The organism is Bradyrhizobium iriomotense (assembly GCF_030160715.1).
Lineage (GTDB): Bacteria > Pseudomonadota > Alphaproteobacteria > Rhizobiales > Xanthobacteraceae > Bradyrhizobium > Bradyrhizobium iriomotense.
Genome location: NZ_BSOW01000010.1, coordinates 92,443 through 106,359, shown reverse-complemented (window position 1 = coordinate 106,359; position 13,917 = coordinate 92,443). Strand labels below are relative to the sequence as shown.

Below are 13,917 nucleotides of genomic sequence, written 5' to 3'. Positions count from 1 at the left end.
CTCCTGTGTCACCACCACGCGATGACAATCGCACTGCGCAAGCAACTCGAGCTCCGGCCCGCCCGCCCCGAGACCTCGTTCGGCCCCTTCAAACTTCTGCATGCCCTGCCCTGGCTGATCCTGGCGGCCGCCATGCGGGTGATCGCGTTCGGCGGCGGTCCTGCGGCGCTGCCGGCGACGATCATTTCCGACTTGTCGGTGCTGCTGGCCTTCTTTGCGACCGCGCAGCGCTCGATCGAAGCCGCGGGCGGTCAGTCTTCCCTCGGCGAGCTGACGATGGGCGAACAGTTCAAGCTGTCCTTCGCGATCTTCTGGCGGATCACGCTTCTGATGATTGCCGTGTCCCTCGGCACCGAAGCAATCGGCTATGCAGGATTGTCGCGACATCTGATGGCCGGCCTCGACGGCATGGCTTTCGACCAGTTCACCCATATCGGACGCTTCTGGAGCGCATTGATCGCTGCACTGGTGCTGCTCATCATCGTCCATGCCGAGCGCAACGATGGCCAGATCGCGCTGTTTGCCGCGATTGCCGAGCTCGCCCGGCGCGGGCTGTGGCTCGGGGCCGCCGTGATCGTGCTCGGCGTGGTCAATATCGCACTTTTCTACGGGCAGGAGGTGGTTCGCAGTGCGATCTGGAATTTCTGGCAGACCTCAACGGCGAGCCAGTTCACCAAGAACCTGATCTACTTCGTCTTCATCTTCAGCTTCGCCATGCTGCGGCTATGGATCACCCTGACGATCCTGACACTCGGATTGAAGCGGTCGTATATTCGTAGGGACCGCAGCTAGTTGCGGCGCCCAGTTGAAGCACCGCGTGCGCGATTATCCGGAGGGGACGGACGAACGCCACACCCAGACCTAACGGTCGAGGACAGATAACTCGCTCAGTCGCGGACAGACGGAGGACGGCAACACTCTCCTCCCAGCTTAATATGTGGCGCGCAAGGGGCTTGCTTCAAGACCCCGACCATCCCGTAGAACCGGCGGCCCCAAGCCAGAACCTACGGGAGTTGCGAATGACTGAATTGCTGTCGACCAGGCATGCGGTGGTGATCGTCGGAGCAGGTCCGACGGGACTGATGCTGGCGGGCGAACTGGCACTGGCGGGCGTCGACGTCGCCATCATCGAACGGCGATTGAGCCGGGACCTCACCGGCTCGCGCGCGGGCGGTCTGCATGCACGCACCATCGAGGTCCTTGATCAACGTGGACTCGCCGACCGGTTCCTCGCACAGGGCCAGGTGGCGCAGGTCGCGGGCTTTGCCTGGATCCGCCTGGACATCAGCGACTTTCCCACCCGGCACCCTTACGGGCTCGCATTGCGGCAGAACCTGATCGAGCGCATCCTCGCCGATTGGGTCGATGAATTGGGGGTGCCGATCTACCGCGGACGCGAAGTGACGGACATCACTCAGGACGAGACCGGCGTCGACGTCGCGCTCGTCGATGGCCAATCCCTGTGGGCGGACTATCTCGTCGGGTGCGACGGCGGACGCAGCACGATCCGGAAAGCCGCTGGCATCGACTTCCCCGGCTGGGATCCGACGATCAGTTGCCTGCTCGCCGAGATCGAAGCGGCCGAAGAGCCGCAGTGGGGCCTTCGCCGCGATGACAAGGGCATCCATTCCTTCTCTCGCGTGGAGAACGGCCCGGTGCGCGTCATGGTGACCGAACGGCACGTCGGACGCACCGCCGAGCCCACGCTGCGCGATCTCAGCGAGGCGCTCGTTGCCATATACGGGACCGACTACGGGATCCACAGCCCCACCTCGATCTCCAGGTTCACCGACATGACGCGGCAGGCAGCCTCCTACCGTGACGGACGGGTCCTGCTGGCTGGCGACGCCGCACATGTGCATCCGCCGATGGGCGGACAGGGCCTCCAGATCGGCGTGCAGGATGCGGTGAATCTGGGATGGAAGCTTGCGCAGGTGGTGAACGGCACTTCGCCGGCAACTCTCCTCGACACCTACCATTCCGAGCGCCACCCGGTCGCACAGCGCGCGCTGCGGAACACGATGGCGCAGACAGCGCTACTTCGCTACGACGACCGCATCGAGGCCTTGCGCGAGGCGGTGTCCGAACTCTTGGGCATGGACGAACCGCGCAAGCGCGTCGCCGCGATGATGTCAGGTCTCGATATTCACTACGATCTCGGCGCGGGACATCCGCTGCTCGGACGCCGCATGCCCGATCTCGACCTCGTCACAGCGAACGGTTCGCTGCGAGTCTTCAGTCTCCTACACGATGCACGGCCGGTCCTCCTCAACTTCGGTGAGTCCGGCGGCCTCGACGTCACGCCGTGGCAGGATCGCGTTCAGGCGATCGATGCCAGATGCGCCGAGACGTGGGAGCTTCCGGTGATTGGCGCGGTCATGGCACCCGACGCCGTGCTGGTTCGGCCCGATGGATATGTGGCCTGGGTGGGCGACCGGACGCGGTCAGGGCTCGCTGACGCGCTTACCACCTGGTTCGGGCCGCCCGCCGCGACGTAGCACGCCATCCCAGCCTGAAGCGCGATGAGATTGGGGATCAATCGTCATCGCGCAAAGGCCGCCCAAATGAAGCAGAGCTCGAAGTTCCGCTACTTCTTCTTTGTCTTCGGCTTTCCTTTCGGCTTCGACTTCGCCGCCGCATTGCCGAGAAACTTGCCGACAGTGGTAATGCTGCATGATGGCAGGAACTCCGCGGGCGCACAAATCCCCATGGCCTGCTCGGGCTTCAGCCGCGCCGTGGACCGTTTCGCGTCTTCTCCACCACCCGTAACCCAGGCGCTCTCCCAGAGCACGGCGAGCAGATGCGTACCGTCCTGCATCGCCTTGATCGTTGCGAGCCCGTAGTTCTTCCAGAACATCTCAGTCGTATCCTGGTTCTTCTTGATCGCGGCCAGGTAGTCCCGCAGCATGTCCGGCGGCGGCAGGGCCTCGAACGTCGCCCGCATGAGCTCGATCGTCGCTTGCGCCGCGTCCCGTCCGCTGGCGATGAGCTCCGACTTCTGCACCGCCGGCGTCTCGTCCAGGCCGTCCAGGATCTGCTTGCGGTGCGCATTCACCATATCGTCCTCGTAGGCACCGTGCAGTCCCCGCCCCTCCGGGATATGTGTGATGCTCGTCGTGCCGTCGTGGTGATGGACCGTGTGGCTGGTTGAATTCATCGGGTTGCCATCGTGCAGATAGGAAATGTGCAGCGGCTGGCATGAATCGCCGACATAGTGCGTGAGAACGCCGGCGGCGCAGACGAAGCTTGGCATGTCGTCGTCGCGGACGAACTGCACCATGGCCTCGAATATCTGCCACACGCGGAACGGCAGAAGTCCGCGGTGCGGCATCGTGATCGGCCCACCGTCCAGCAGATCCTCGACGCTCGAATAGAAGTCGTTCCACACCTTCGGATCGATATTCTTGGGATCCTTGCACAGCTCGAGAAGGTCGATGCCGTCGGACTCGCGGACCTGATCCATATCGGCGAAATGGTTCGGTCCCTCGAACGGCCGGTTGTGCCCTTGATGTCCGTGCTTCCAGAAGAAATCCGGCACGTCCGCCATCGGAATGAAGTCCAGATCGCCCATCTTCTTGAATTCATCGGAAAGGATCGTTTGATCGTCGTGGCTGATGATCTCAGCGTTGTTGTCCATCAGCTCCTTGAGCGTCGGCACGTCCTCGGACAGCGCTTTGGCGACCCGGCTCGCAATCGCGAAGTGGCCGACCGCGCCCCAAGTGTCGGGCTGGTCCAGATTCCAGTCCCGAACCACGTCGACATCCAAGCGGTCGCAGATCGTGCTGAGGCACGTGGCGAGCGCGTAGGAATGCGGCTGCGAGCTCAGACTGGAGTAGAGCCGGTTCGCGCCCCATTGCAGCGCCAGAGGCCGCATCGTGCCTGCCGCATCATTGCCGTCGATGCGGCTCTTGTCGCCGCTCGGCTCGAGCAGCCAAAGTGTGCCGGAGTCACCCGGCATGGTCGCGAAGGACGGCTGCTCGGGACGGTCCGGCGTCGGGGTCCGGGGGCCGATGAAGAAATCGGCAACATATTCGAAGCCGCCCTTCGATTTGTAGCGATAGAACAGCGCCTGCACTTCGCCAAACACCCAGCGGTTCGAGGCCGCGCCGTACCCGCGCACATAGCGGCCGAGCAGCGACATTGGGAAGTTTGCCACGGAGAGATCGACCATGGGCCCCATCACGGAATTGTCCTGGAGCTTAGCTGTCCAGGAATTGACATCCGTGACATCGATCAGCCCGGCATCCATGTTCACGTACACGGCCTTGCCGGGCCAGCCCGGATAGAGGTCCGTGAACGGCACGCGCGTCGCCTGATGCGGTGATGAGAGGCCGATCGGCTGCGAGCGCCCACCGAGCTGAGACGATAGCTCGAGACCAGGCTCGCCGGTCACGTGTCTGTTGGTCAGCGCGTAGGTCCTGTGCCCGTCGGTCACAAGGCACGCGATCGTCGCGAAATGGTTGCGGTTCTGGACCTCGACGAAGACTGGGTGGCCGCTGCCGATGTTGTTCAGCGGATGCCTTTTGACGTCGGGCGCGTCTGGAGTCTTCGGGTCTTTCGGGGCTTCGATGACGCAAACGGGAACGCGCCGGCCGTCGGGCAGATACAATGTCTTCGGCACGATCTCGTCGGCGTCATAGGGTCGACCGCTGCCGAAGTCGGTCGCCGCGATCCAGTCTTCCACGAACACGAGAACCGCCGGCCAGGAATACGAGCGGACCTCCGAGTTCATCAAATTCCGCGGCCCGGTGCCGTGCACGGGCGGATGTACGCCGGGCGGCGTATCGCCCTTGCGAATCCGGTAATAGCCGATCGCCGTCGCGACGACCTTCGGATGGCGCATCAGATGCACGTGGTATTGCTCGCGCGCGTCGAGCAGGTCCGACATTGAGAGCGCGTCAAATTCGGAACGTACGGGGACCGGCGATCGAGCGGGCGGACGACCTGATGCGGGCTGTTTGGGCTTGTCGGCGAGCTTTGCGTCCATGACTATCCTCGATGCAAATGACAATCGAAATGGTCGGCTGGAAAATCCGCGGGAGGGCTGGCCGACGGGCGGCTCAGAGTCGAATAAGGGTAGTGCAGGAAGAAAATGGTTGTGTGACAAGCCGCGCTCTATTTTGGCGACGGCAGTCGAAGGGGATCCTTTTCGGGAAGCAGATCGCACATTTGTCGACCGCAGCGAAGCGCCGCGGCTGTTTGCGAAACCCTCGGACGATCAACCAATCCGCGCCGCGGCCGGCCAATGGACGCGCAGGACAGTCTTTCCTCCCGCAGCGGGAATACCGGAACGGTCCTTCTCGACGACGCTACCTCCAAGCCGTTCGTAGAAGCGAAGACCTGCTGCGTTCGCCTCGAAGACCCACAAGTGCAGTCCGGCGCCGGTCGCCGTTGCCGAAAATTGACCGGCGGCGGCACGAAAGAGCCGCTCACCTATCCCCTGACCGCGAGCCTGCGGGCGAACGTGTAGATTGTCGATGAGACTTCCCCAAACAGGATCGAAATCACAATAGCCGCAGACAAACGCCTGAACGAGCCCGCCCGGGTCGCAGGCAACGTTGACGAACTGCGTCAAGGAGGGATCGCGGAGTCGCTGCGACCAGACGGCAAGCCGGTCGGTCTCGATGCCGCCGCTCAGAAATTCCGGCGCAAGAATATGGGCATAGGCATCACGCCAGCTTGCAACATGGATCGCAGCGATGACTGCCGCGTCCTTCTCGGTGGCGGTTCGGATAATGATGTCGCTCAAGTAATGCTCTCCGCTCGCATTCACGCCCGAACGGCCTAAGCCATCACCACCGGCGCCTCGTCGGCGAGCCCGTAGACGCGCTGCGCCGTCGAAAACCCGGCGATCGGGAATTCGCCGAGCTCGTTCCAGTCGGCGCCGCAGGCGCGCACGAAACCTTCGGAGGCGACCACCGTCCGCCCCATCCGGCCGGCGATCTTCTCCAGACGCGCGGCGAGATTCACGGCAGGGCCGATGCAGGTGAAGTCGAGACGGTTGCCGCCGCCGATATTGCCGTAGAGGATGTTGCCGACATGCAGCGCGACGCCGAAGCGGAAGCGCTCGATCGCCTCGCCGATCGGAAATGCCAGCGCATCGACGCTACAGCGCGACTCGCGCGCGGCCTCGAGCACGCGCGCGCAGACGTGGTTCGCATCCCCGATATATTCGTCGATCGGAAACACCGCGAGCAGGCCGTCGCCCATGAACTTCAGCACCTCGCCGCCATGGGCGCGGATCGAGGCGACCTGGCAGTCGAAATAATGGTTGAGGATCTCGACCACGGTTTCGGCCGGCAGCCGGTCCGACAGCGCGGTGAAGCCGCGCAGGTCCGACAGCCAGATCACCGCCTGCATGGTGTCGGTGTGGCCGCGACGGATCTGACCGCCCATGATGCGCTCGCCGGCGCGGTTGCCGACATAGGTGTCGAGCAACGTGGTGGCGGTGCGGCGCAGCGTGATGATCTCGGTGATGCGCGTCAGAGGTTTCGTCAACGCGCGCAGCGCCGCGACCTGCGCGTCGCTGAAGCCGCCGGGTTGTTTGGTGGTCAAGGTCATCGCGTGGACGGTATCGTCGAGGAAGCGCAGCGGCATCGCAACATAGTCCGTGGCGCCCTCCTGCCTGAGATCCAACAGAAAAGGAAAGCGCTCGACGTCGGCGAGGTTGTCGGGATTGCCGCGCACCTCGAGCCCGCGGTTGAAGACGAGGCTCAACGGGCTCCTCTTGAATTCCGGCGTCTCCTGGATCTCGAAGTCCACGGTGCCGACCTCGACCTCGGGGGCGCCCTGCCGCCAGATGAAGTTGCGGCCGAAGATTTCGGGGTGCAGCGTGCGAATGAAGACACCGACCCGCCACAGCGGCAGGCCGGCTGCGACCATGCGCTCGCAAGCCTGGGCCATCATCTGGCTCGGCATCGGCGCCGAGCGCGCGCCGTCGATCAGCCAGTCGGTGATGGCGTTGATTTCAGATGCATCCATGGCACCACAATTTGCGGGCGAACCTTCCGCCCCGTCAAGCTGCGCGGGCGGCTAGCGCCGGACGCTAACGCCCCACCTGCCCGCGATCACGCAAGAAGTGGTCGGCTAGCACGCAAGCCATCATGGCCTCGCCGACGGGAACCGCGCGGATGCCGACGCAGGGGTCGTGGCGGCCCTTGGTCATGATCTCGGTGTCTGCGCCCTTGCGATCGACGGTCAGGCGCGGCTGCAGGATCGACGAGGTCGGCTTCACCGCAAAGCGCACCACCACCGGCTGGCCCGTGGAGATGCCGCCCAGGACGCCACCGGCGTGATTGGACAGGAAGCGCGTGCCGTCATTGCCGGTGCGCATCTCGTCGGCGTTCTCTTCGCCGGTCAATTCGGCCGCGCCAAAACCGGCGCCGATCTCGACGCCCTTCACGGCATTGATGGTCATCATCGCCGCCGCGAGATCAGAGTCGAGCTTTGCATAGATCGGCGCGCCCAATCCTGCCGGCACGCCCTCGGCCACCACCTCGATGACGGCACCAATCGAGGAGCCGCTCTTGCGGATGCCGTCGAGATAGCTCTCGAAGAACGCCGCCTTGTCCTTGTCCGGACAAAAGAACGGATTCTTGGCGACCTCGTCCCAGTCCCATTTGTCGCGATCGATCTTGTGCGGACCGATCTGCACCAGCGCGCCGCGCACGGTCACACCGGGCAGCACCTTGCGCGCGATGGCGCCGGCGGCGACGCGCATCGCGGTCTCGCGCGCCGAGGAGCGCCCGCCGCCGCGATAGTCGCGCAAGCCGTATTTGGCCTCGTAGGTGAAGTCGGCGTGGCCGGGGCGAAACTTGTCCTTGATCTCGGAATAGTCCTTCGAGCGCTGGTCGGTGTTCTCGATCAGAAGCCCGATCGGCGTGCCCGTCGTCACCTGCTCGCCGGTCTCCGGATGCGCCATCACGCCGGAGAGGATTTTCACCTGGTCCGGCTCCTGGCGCTGGGTCGTGAAGCGCGACTGGCCGGGCCGGCGGCGATCGAGGTCGCGCTGGATGTCGGCCTCGACCAGCGGGATCAGCGGCGGACAGCCGTCGACCACGCAGCCGATCGCCACCCCATGGCTCTCGCCGAAGGTGGTGACACGGAACATATGGCCGAAGGTGTTGAAGGACATCGCTGCTCGCTGGATCGGTTCCGGCGTGTGGTAACGCGCCCTCGAAGAAGGGTCAAATGGCGCCTCGCAACTCGTCGTCGCGGGACGATCGTAACCTCGATCGCCTTCGCGAACGTGGCTCAAAACCCGCCCATGGCTCCTTTGCATGGGGTTGTTTTGCGATTTTTTACCCGGAACCCGAGATGCCCTTCGGGGCGGTACCCCGTACCCCCGTTAACTATGCTTCTCCAGCTGGCCATCGCGGAATACGTAAACGACGCCCTGCTCGATATAGAGCTCGGCGGCGCTCGCGGGCGTCTCCAGTCCGAGCGTCACCATCAGGGCCCGCGCGGTGCCGCCATGGGCGACCGCGACCGTGTCGGTCCGGACCTGGTCGTACCATTCGCGCATGCGGGCCTGGACGTCGGCATAGGTCTCGCCGTCCGCGGGCGCCACCCTCCACTTGTCGACCAGGCGACGCGCGTAGACGTGGGGATCGGCGGCCTCGCTCTCCGGCAGCGTCAGTCCCTCCCAGGCGCCGTAGCCGATCTCGCGCAGGCGGTTGTCGAGCGAATAGTCGGCAATCGGCAGGCCGAGCTTGCCGCGCGCGAGCTCCATGGTCGTGCGCGCGCGCCCGAGCGGGCTCGATACATAGGGCAGCGAAGCCCTGTCGCGGCCCTCGCGCGCAAAGAGATCGGCGAGGATGCCAGCGGCCTGCACGGCCTGGCCGCGGCCGCGCGCGTTCAGCGGGATGTCCCGCGTGCCTTGAAGACGCCCGAGCGCATTCCACTCGGTTTCGCCGTGGCGAAGATAGTAGATCGTGGGGGCGGGCATTGTCGGAGAGTAGTTAGTCCTTCCCGCCCAGCGCCATATCCGGCGCATCCGGCCGCTTCATGCCGAGCACGTGGTAGCCGGAATCGACGTGATGCACCTCGCCGGTAACGCCGCGCGACAGGTCCGACAGGAGATAGAGCGCGCTGCCGCCGACGTCCTCGGTCGTCACGTTGCGCCGCATCGGCGCGTTGACCTCGTTCCATTTCAGGATGTAGCGGAAATCGCCGATGCCCGAGGCGGCCAGCGTCTTGATCGGCCCCGCCGAGATCGCGTTGACGCGGATGTTCTTCTCACCGAGATCGGCGGCGAGATAGCGCACGCTGGCCTCCAGTGCAGCCTTCGCCACGCCCATGACGTTGTAGTGCGGCATCCACTTCTCGGCGCCATAGTAGGACAGCGTGATGATCGAGCCGCCGTCGGTCATCAGCTTCTCGGCGCGCTGCGCGACCGCAGTCAGTGAGTAGCAGGAGATCAGCATCGACTTGGTGAAGTTCTCTTGGGTGGTGTCGACATAGCGGCCGTCGAGCTGCTCACCATAGGCGATCGCGTGCACCACGAAATCGATCTTGCCCCATTTCTCCTGCACGACGGCGAACGCCGCATCGATGGTCGCAGCGTCCGTGACGTCGCAATGGCCGAGCACGAGGCCGCCGATCTCGGCGGCGAGCGGCTCGACCCGCTTCTTCAGCGCGTCGCCCTGATACGTGAATGCGAGCTCGGCACCGGCGGCGTGGCATGCCTTGGCGATGCCCCAGGCGATCGAGCGGTTGTTGGCAACACCGAGGATCACCCCGCGCTTGCCCTGCATCAGACCCGAATTCTGCGCCATGCCTGTCATCCAATCGAGCTGGTCAAGAGGTCTGGAGGTACACCAGCGCTTCCCTGCGGTACAGTCCTAATCCGCGGCGTTAACGCTGTTTCGGTTGCCGGAATAGCCGTTCCATTCGGGTGTTATGATGAGTGAAGGCGCTCGCGCCGAACGAAGGACAATCGAGGCGGCATGAGCGCGTTTCGCCAGAGTGTTGAAGCCATGATCCCGGCGCTTCGGCGCTATGCGCGGGCGCTCGCACGCGACGCCGACATCGCGGACGATCTGGTGCAGGACACGCTGGTCCGGGCGTTGCGCTCGGAGCGGCTGTTTCTCGGGGGCGACGTCAGGAGCTGGCTCTACACCATCCTGACCAACCTCAACAAGAACCGCCGCCGCTCCCTCGCGAGGCGGCCGCAGTTCATGCAGCTCTCCGAGAACAATCCCGACGCCAGCGGGACGGAAGCCGAAGGGCGGGACATAGAAAAGGCGTTGACGACGCTGGTGGAGGAGCAGCGCTCGGTGCTGCTGCTCGTGATGTTGGAAGGCCTGAGCTACCGCGAGGTCGCCGACATCCAGGGCGTCCCGATCGGCACGGTGATGTCGCGCCTTGCGCGCGCCCGGGCCCACATCAAGGCGGCGCTGGATGGTGAGCGGCCGGCGCTGAGAAGGGTAAAATGATGGCAGGGTCCACGCATCGGATTTTCAGCGCCCTGTGCACGCAGCGGGGACGAATGGATTTGAACGACGAACGATATTTCGGACCGATGAGTCAGAGACGAGCGATATGACCGAGCGCAGGATTTCCGTGACCGAGGACGAATTGCACGCCTATGTCGACGGCGAGCTGCCGGCTGAGCGCCGCGCCGACGTCGAGGCCTGGCTTGCCGCCAATCCCGAGGAGGCCGAGCGGGTCAACTCCTGGCGCGCGATGGCCGAGATGCTGCACGCCCGCTATGACACCGTAGCGCAGGAGCCGGTGCCGAGGCGGCTGGAGCTCGAGCGGCTGGTGCGCCGCCCCAGGCAGTGGCTCTATGGCGCAGCGGCGGCTGCCCTGGTGGCCTTCGTGGCCGGCGGCGCAGCCGGCTGGGTGGCGCACGGCGCCGCCAACAGGCCCTCGGCCTTCCAGAGCTTCACCGAGGACGCGCTCGACGCCCACCGCCTCTATGTCGTCGAGATCCGCCACCCCGTCGAGGTCCCCGGCAACGAGCGCGACCATCTCCAGGCCTGGTTGACCAAGCGGTGCGGCTGGACGGTGTTCGCACCGAACCTCGAGGCGAGCGGGCTGAAGCTCGTCGGCGGCCGGCTGCTGCCGGGGCCGAACGGCCCGGCCTCTTTCCTCATGTATGAGGGCGCCTCCGGGGAGCGGTTTACGATCTACACTGCCAAGACCGAGACCGGCGAGACGCAGATGCGTTACACCACGATGGACAGGGATGGCGCCTTGTTCTGGGCCGACCGCGGCGTCGGCTATGTCGTGAGCGGCGGCAACGACCGCGACCGGCTGACCAAGGTGGCGCGCGCCGTCTACGACCAGGCCGAGAAGAACGGCACCTAGACAACGCGCTGGATGCGCTCGCCCAGATTCCGACATTGAAAATTTGGAATCAAGACATCGACGCGTCTCATTATCGCACCGGATGATCACGCGAAAATGAGTGGCGTTCGATCCGCCGATCGGCGCAGGCGGCCTCGATTGGGGTTTTTGGTACCGCGCTGGTCCCCCTCTCGAGGCCGCACTCTTTTCGCGGCCGCCTTGCGGCGGCCGACACGCCGGACACGATAGCGTCAAAGCGCCATCGCGCTCCATGCGTCTATGGGAGCACCACCTGTCGGGGAAAATGCTCTCTTAGCGCGTGATCGCGGCGCAAACGCTTGCGCGTTTGTCGCCAGGGCTAACCGCCCCACTTGCGCGGATCACGCCTCAGCCGAGCCCGCTGCGAGGGTTGTAGGGATGCTGGTCCCGCCACTTCTGCATCAATGCTTCAAGCTCGGCATCGTTCCCGTCCGGCAGCATGATGCGGGTGGTGACGAAGAGGTCGCCGGTTCCACCCGATTTCGGCAGGCCCTTGCCCTTCAGGCGGAAAGTCCGTCCGCTCGAGGTGTTTTTCGGGATCGTCAGCTCGACCGCATTGCCGAGGGTCGGCACACGGACTTTGCCGCCGAGCACCGCCTCATAAAGCGTGACCGGCAGATCAATCCGCAAGTCGGCGCCATCGACCTTGAAGAACGGATGCGCGCCGATGGTGACCGTGATGAGCAGGTCGCCGGGCGGATGGCCTGGCGCGGTCTCGCCCTGCCCCTTCAGCCGGATCTGCTGGCCACTCGTGACGCCGGCCGGAATCTTGACGTTGAGCTCCTTGCCGGTCGGCAGGCGGACACGCTTCTCTCCGCCATGAACCGCCTCCTCCAGCGACACCGTCATGGCTACGTTGAGGTCGAGATCGACCCCGACCCCGCCGGTATCGAACTCGAACTGGGGTCCGCCGCTACCCGACCGCGCACCGCGCGCCGCGCCGCCGAACATGCTGTTGAGAATGTCCTCGAACGCGCCTCCGCCCGGACCGCCGCCGCCGGAGCGGAACGAATATTCGAAGCCGCCGGGGCCGGCGCGCCCGCGCGCGCCCCCGCCGCCCGGAAAGCCCTGGAAGCGCGGCTTGCCTTCGCCGTCGATCTCGCCGCGATCGAACTGCTTGCGCTTGTCCTCGTCGCCGAGGATCTCGTTCGCAGTGTTGATCTCGGCGAAGCGCTCGGCCGCCTTCGGATCGTTCTTGTTGCTGTCGGGATGATGCTTCTTGGCGAGCTTGCGATAGGCGCTCTTGATCGCGGCAGCGTTGGCGCTCCGCGGCACCCCCAAGACCTCATAGGGGTCGCGCATCCGTCACGTCTCCCTTCACGGAAATCGATAGTGTCAAAAGGGCTCCCCGCCCCACCTGTCAATCATCTGGGGTGCCCGTGGCATTTTTGCAACTAGGGTCGCTGAGCGAATCCTAGCTCCGCCATGGCTTTAGCGTATGAATCTCCCAGCGGCCATGGCCACTCTGGCAGCCGGCGCCCTGGAGCCAGCTTTCGGTCCGGCCGTTGACGTAGCTCGCCAGGAAATCCCGGCATTTGCGGCCGTCCTCGGCGGCATAGGACTGCGCGATCGGGGTCACCGAGCCGCGTGCGCCGGTCTCCGGATTTTCCCAGTGCTGGCTGGCATCCTTGTCGCCCTGGCTCAGCACGTCGGAGGCCGCGTTGCGGGCGAAGGCGAGATCGCCCTCGGTCGGCGCCTGCGTGGTGATCGAGCCGGTGACATCGCCCTCGACCAACTTGGCGAACGGCCCCTTGGCAAGTGCGCCGCCGTCGTTGCGGGAGAGACTACAGCCAGCCGTCCCGAGCCCGATTAGAATCATTGTCATGACGAGGCTGGAAGGCCGGATCGCCGATAGGCCAACGCTCCCCCATGCCCTATATAGGGCAGAAGCGGACAACAACGCGCTTTGGGCCGCGGAACGCAACTCGGACTCCAGACATGACCGATACGACCTCGATGAAACACCAGACACCCTTAACATCCGGTGATTTCACCGCCGCCGACGAGCCGTTCGCGCTGTTCGAGGCCTGGCTGAACGAGGCGATCAAGGGCGAGCCGAACGATCCGAATGCCATGGCGCTCGCAACCGTCGACCCCGACGGGCTGCCTGATGTGCGCATGGTGCTGATGAAAGGCTTCGATTCCGACGGTTTCGTCTTCTACAGCCACATTGCGAGCCAGAAGGGCCGCGAACTCGCCGCAAATCCTAAGGCGGCGTTACTTTTTCACTGGAAGTCGCTGCGCCGACAGGTGCGCATCCGCGGCAACGTGACGCCGGTGACGGACGCCGAGGCCGACGCCTATTTCGCCACGCGCCCCAAGCAGGCCCAGATCGGCGCCTGGGCGAGCAAGCAGTCGCAGCCGCTGGAGAGCCGTTTCGCCTTCGAGCAGGCGATTGCCAAGGTCGCGGCCAGATACGTCATCGGCGAGGTGCCGCGGCCGCCGGGCTGGAGCGGCTGGCGCATCACGCCCTTGCGCATCGAGTTCTGGCACGACCGCCCATTCAGGCTGCACGACCGCATCGAATTTCGCCGTGACGGGGCCGGCCAGCCGTGGTCCAAGACGCGGATGTATCCTTAAGCTCTG

13 protein-coding genes are annotated in these 13,917 nt (G+C 64.8%); 5 read left to right on the top strand and 8 right to left on the bottom strand.

From position 1 onward, the window contains the following. The first annotated feature begins 21 nt into the window (after nucleotides 1-21). Both QQL28_RS16045 and QQL28_RS16040 read left to right on the top strand, forming a co-directional pair. Entirely contained in the window at nucleotides 22-792 is a 771-nt protein-coding gene (locus tag QQL28_RS16045) for a hypothetical protein (protein WP_284266944.1), read from the top strand. A 227-nt stretch (nucleotides 793-1,019) separates the two neighbouring features. After that, nucleotides 1,020-2,498 (top strand): FAD-dependent monooxygenase, encoded by a 1,479-nt coding sequence (locus QQL28_RS16040; protein WP_284266941.1) that lies wholly within the window; start codon nucleotides 1,020-1,022, stop codon nucleotides 2,496-2,498. Nucleotides 2,499-2,587: 89 nt separating this feature from the next. On the opposite strand, the gene QQL28_RS16035 is transcribed toward QQL28_RS16040, so the two are convergent. From QQL28_RS16035 to fabI, 6 genes are all read right to left on the bottom strand, one after another. Then, nucleotides 2,588-4,888, bottom strand: coding sequence for a phospholipase C/P1 nuclease family protein (locus tag QQL28_RS16035; RefSeq protein ID WP_284266939.1), 2,301 nt, complete (start codon nucleotides 4,886-4,888; stop codon nucleotides 2,588-2,590). A gap of 330 nt (nucleotides 4,889-5,218) precedes the next feature. Continuing rightward, nucleotides 5,219-5,749, bottom strand: a complete 531-nt coding sequence (locus QQL28_RS16030) for a GNAT family N-acetyltransferase (protein WP_284266937.1) — start codon at nucleotides 5,747-5,749, stop codon at nucleotides 5,219-5,221. 35 nt (nucleotides 5,750-5,784) lie between these two features. After that, nucleotides 5,785-6,981 carry an adenylate/guanylate cyclase domain-containing protein gene (locus QQL28_RS16025; RefSeq protein ID WP_284266935.1) on the bottom strand — a complete coding sequence of 399 codons (1,197 nt, stop codon included), beginning with the start codon at nucleotides 6,979-6,981 and terminating at the stop codon, nucleotides 5,785-5,787. A gap of 64 nt (nucleotides 6,982-7,045) precedes the next feature. Then, nucleotides 7,046-8,134 carry a chorismate synthase gene (aroC, locus tag QQL28_RS16020; protein ID WP_284266933.1) on the bottom strand — a complete coding sequence of 363 codons (1,089 nt, stop codon included), beginning with the start codon at nucleotides 8,132-8,134 and terminating at the stop codon, nucleotides 7,046-7,048. Between the two features lie 213 nt (nucleotides 8,135-8,347). Beyond that, entirely contained in the window at nucleotides 8,348-8,947 is a 600-nt protein-coding gene (locus tag QQL28_RS16015; RefSeq protein ID WP_284266930.1) for a histidine phosphatase family protein, read from the bottom strand. Between the two features lie 13 nt (nucleotides 8,948-8,960). Next, nucleotides 8,961-9,776 carry an enoyl-ACP reductase FabI gene (gene fabI / locus QQL28_RS16010; protein WP_284266928.1) on the bottom strand — a complete coding sequence of 272 codons (816 nt, stop codon included), beginning with the start codon at nucleotides 9,774-9,776 and terminating at the stop codon, nucleotides 8,961-8,963. A gap of 171 nt (nucleotides 9,777-9,947) precedes the next feature. On the opposite strand from fabI, the gene QQL28_RS16005 reads away from it, so the two are divergent. Both QQL28_RS16005 and QQL28_RS16000 read left to right on the top strand, forming a co-directional pair. Continuing rightward, nucleotides 9,948-10,436, top strand: coding sequence for a sigma-70 family RNA polymerase sigma factor (locus QQL28_RS16005; RefSeq protein WP_284266925.1), 489 nt, complete (start codon nucleotides 9,948-9,950; stop codon nucleotides 10,434-10,436). Between the two features lie 106 nt (nucleotides 10,437-10,542). Continuing rightward, nucleotides 10,543-11,313 (top strand): anti-sigma factor family protein, encoded by a 771-nt coding sequence (locus tag QQL28_RS16000; protein ID WP_284266923.1) that lies wholly within the window; start codon nucleotides 10,543-10,545, stop codon nucleotides 11,311-11,313. 366 nt (nucleotides 11,314-11,679) lie between these two features. Here QQL28_RS16000 and QQL28_RS15995 read toward each other — a convergent pair whose 3' ends face one another. Together QQL28_RS15995 and QQL28_RS15990 are read right to left on the bottom strand one after the other, a co-directional pair. After that, nucleotides 11,680-12,633, bottom strand: coding sequence for a J domain-containing protein (locus QQL28_RS15995; protein WP_284266921.1), 954 nt, complete (start codon nucleotides 12,631-12,633; stop codon nucleotides 11,680-11,682). A 112-nt stretch (nucleotides 12,634-12,745) separates the two neighbouring features. Next, entirely contained in the window at nucleotides 12,746-13,156 is a 411-nt protein-coding gene (locus tag QQL28_RS15990; protein WP_284266919.1) for an RT0821/Lpp0805 family surface protein, read from the bottom strand. Nucleotides 13,157-13,269: 113 nt separating this feature from the next. Between QQL28_RS15990 and pdxH the strand changes: the two genes are divergently transcribed. Then, nucleotides 13,270-13,911, top strand: coding sequence for a pyridoxamine 5'-phosphate oxidase (gene pdxH / locus QQL28_RS15985; protein WP_284266917.1), 642 nt, complete (start codon nucleotides 13,270-13,272; stop codon nucleotides 13,909-13,911). Nucleotides 13,912-13,917 lie beyond the last annotated feature (6 nt).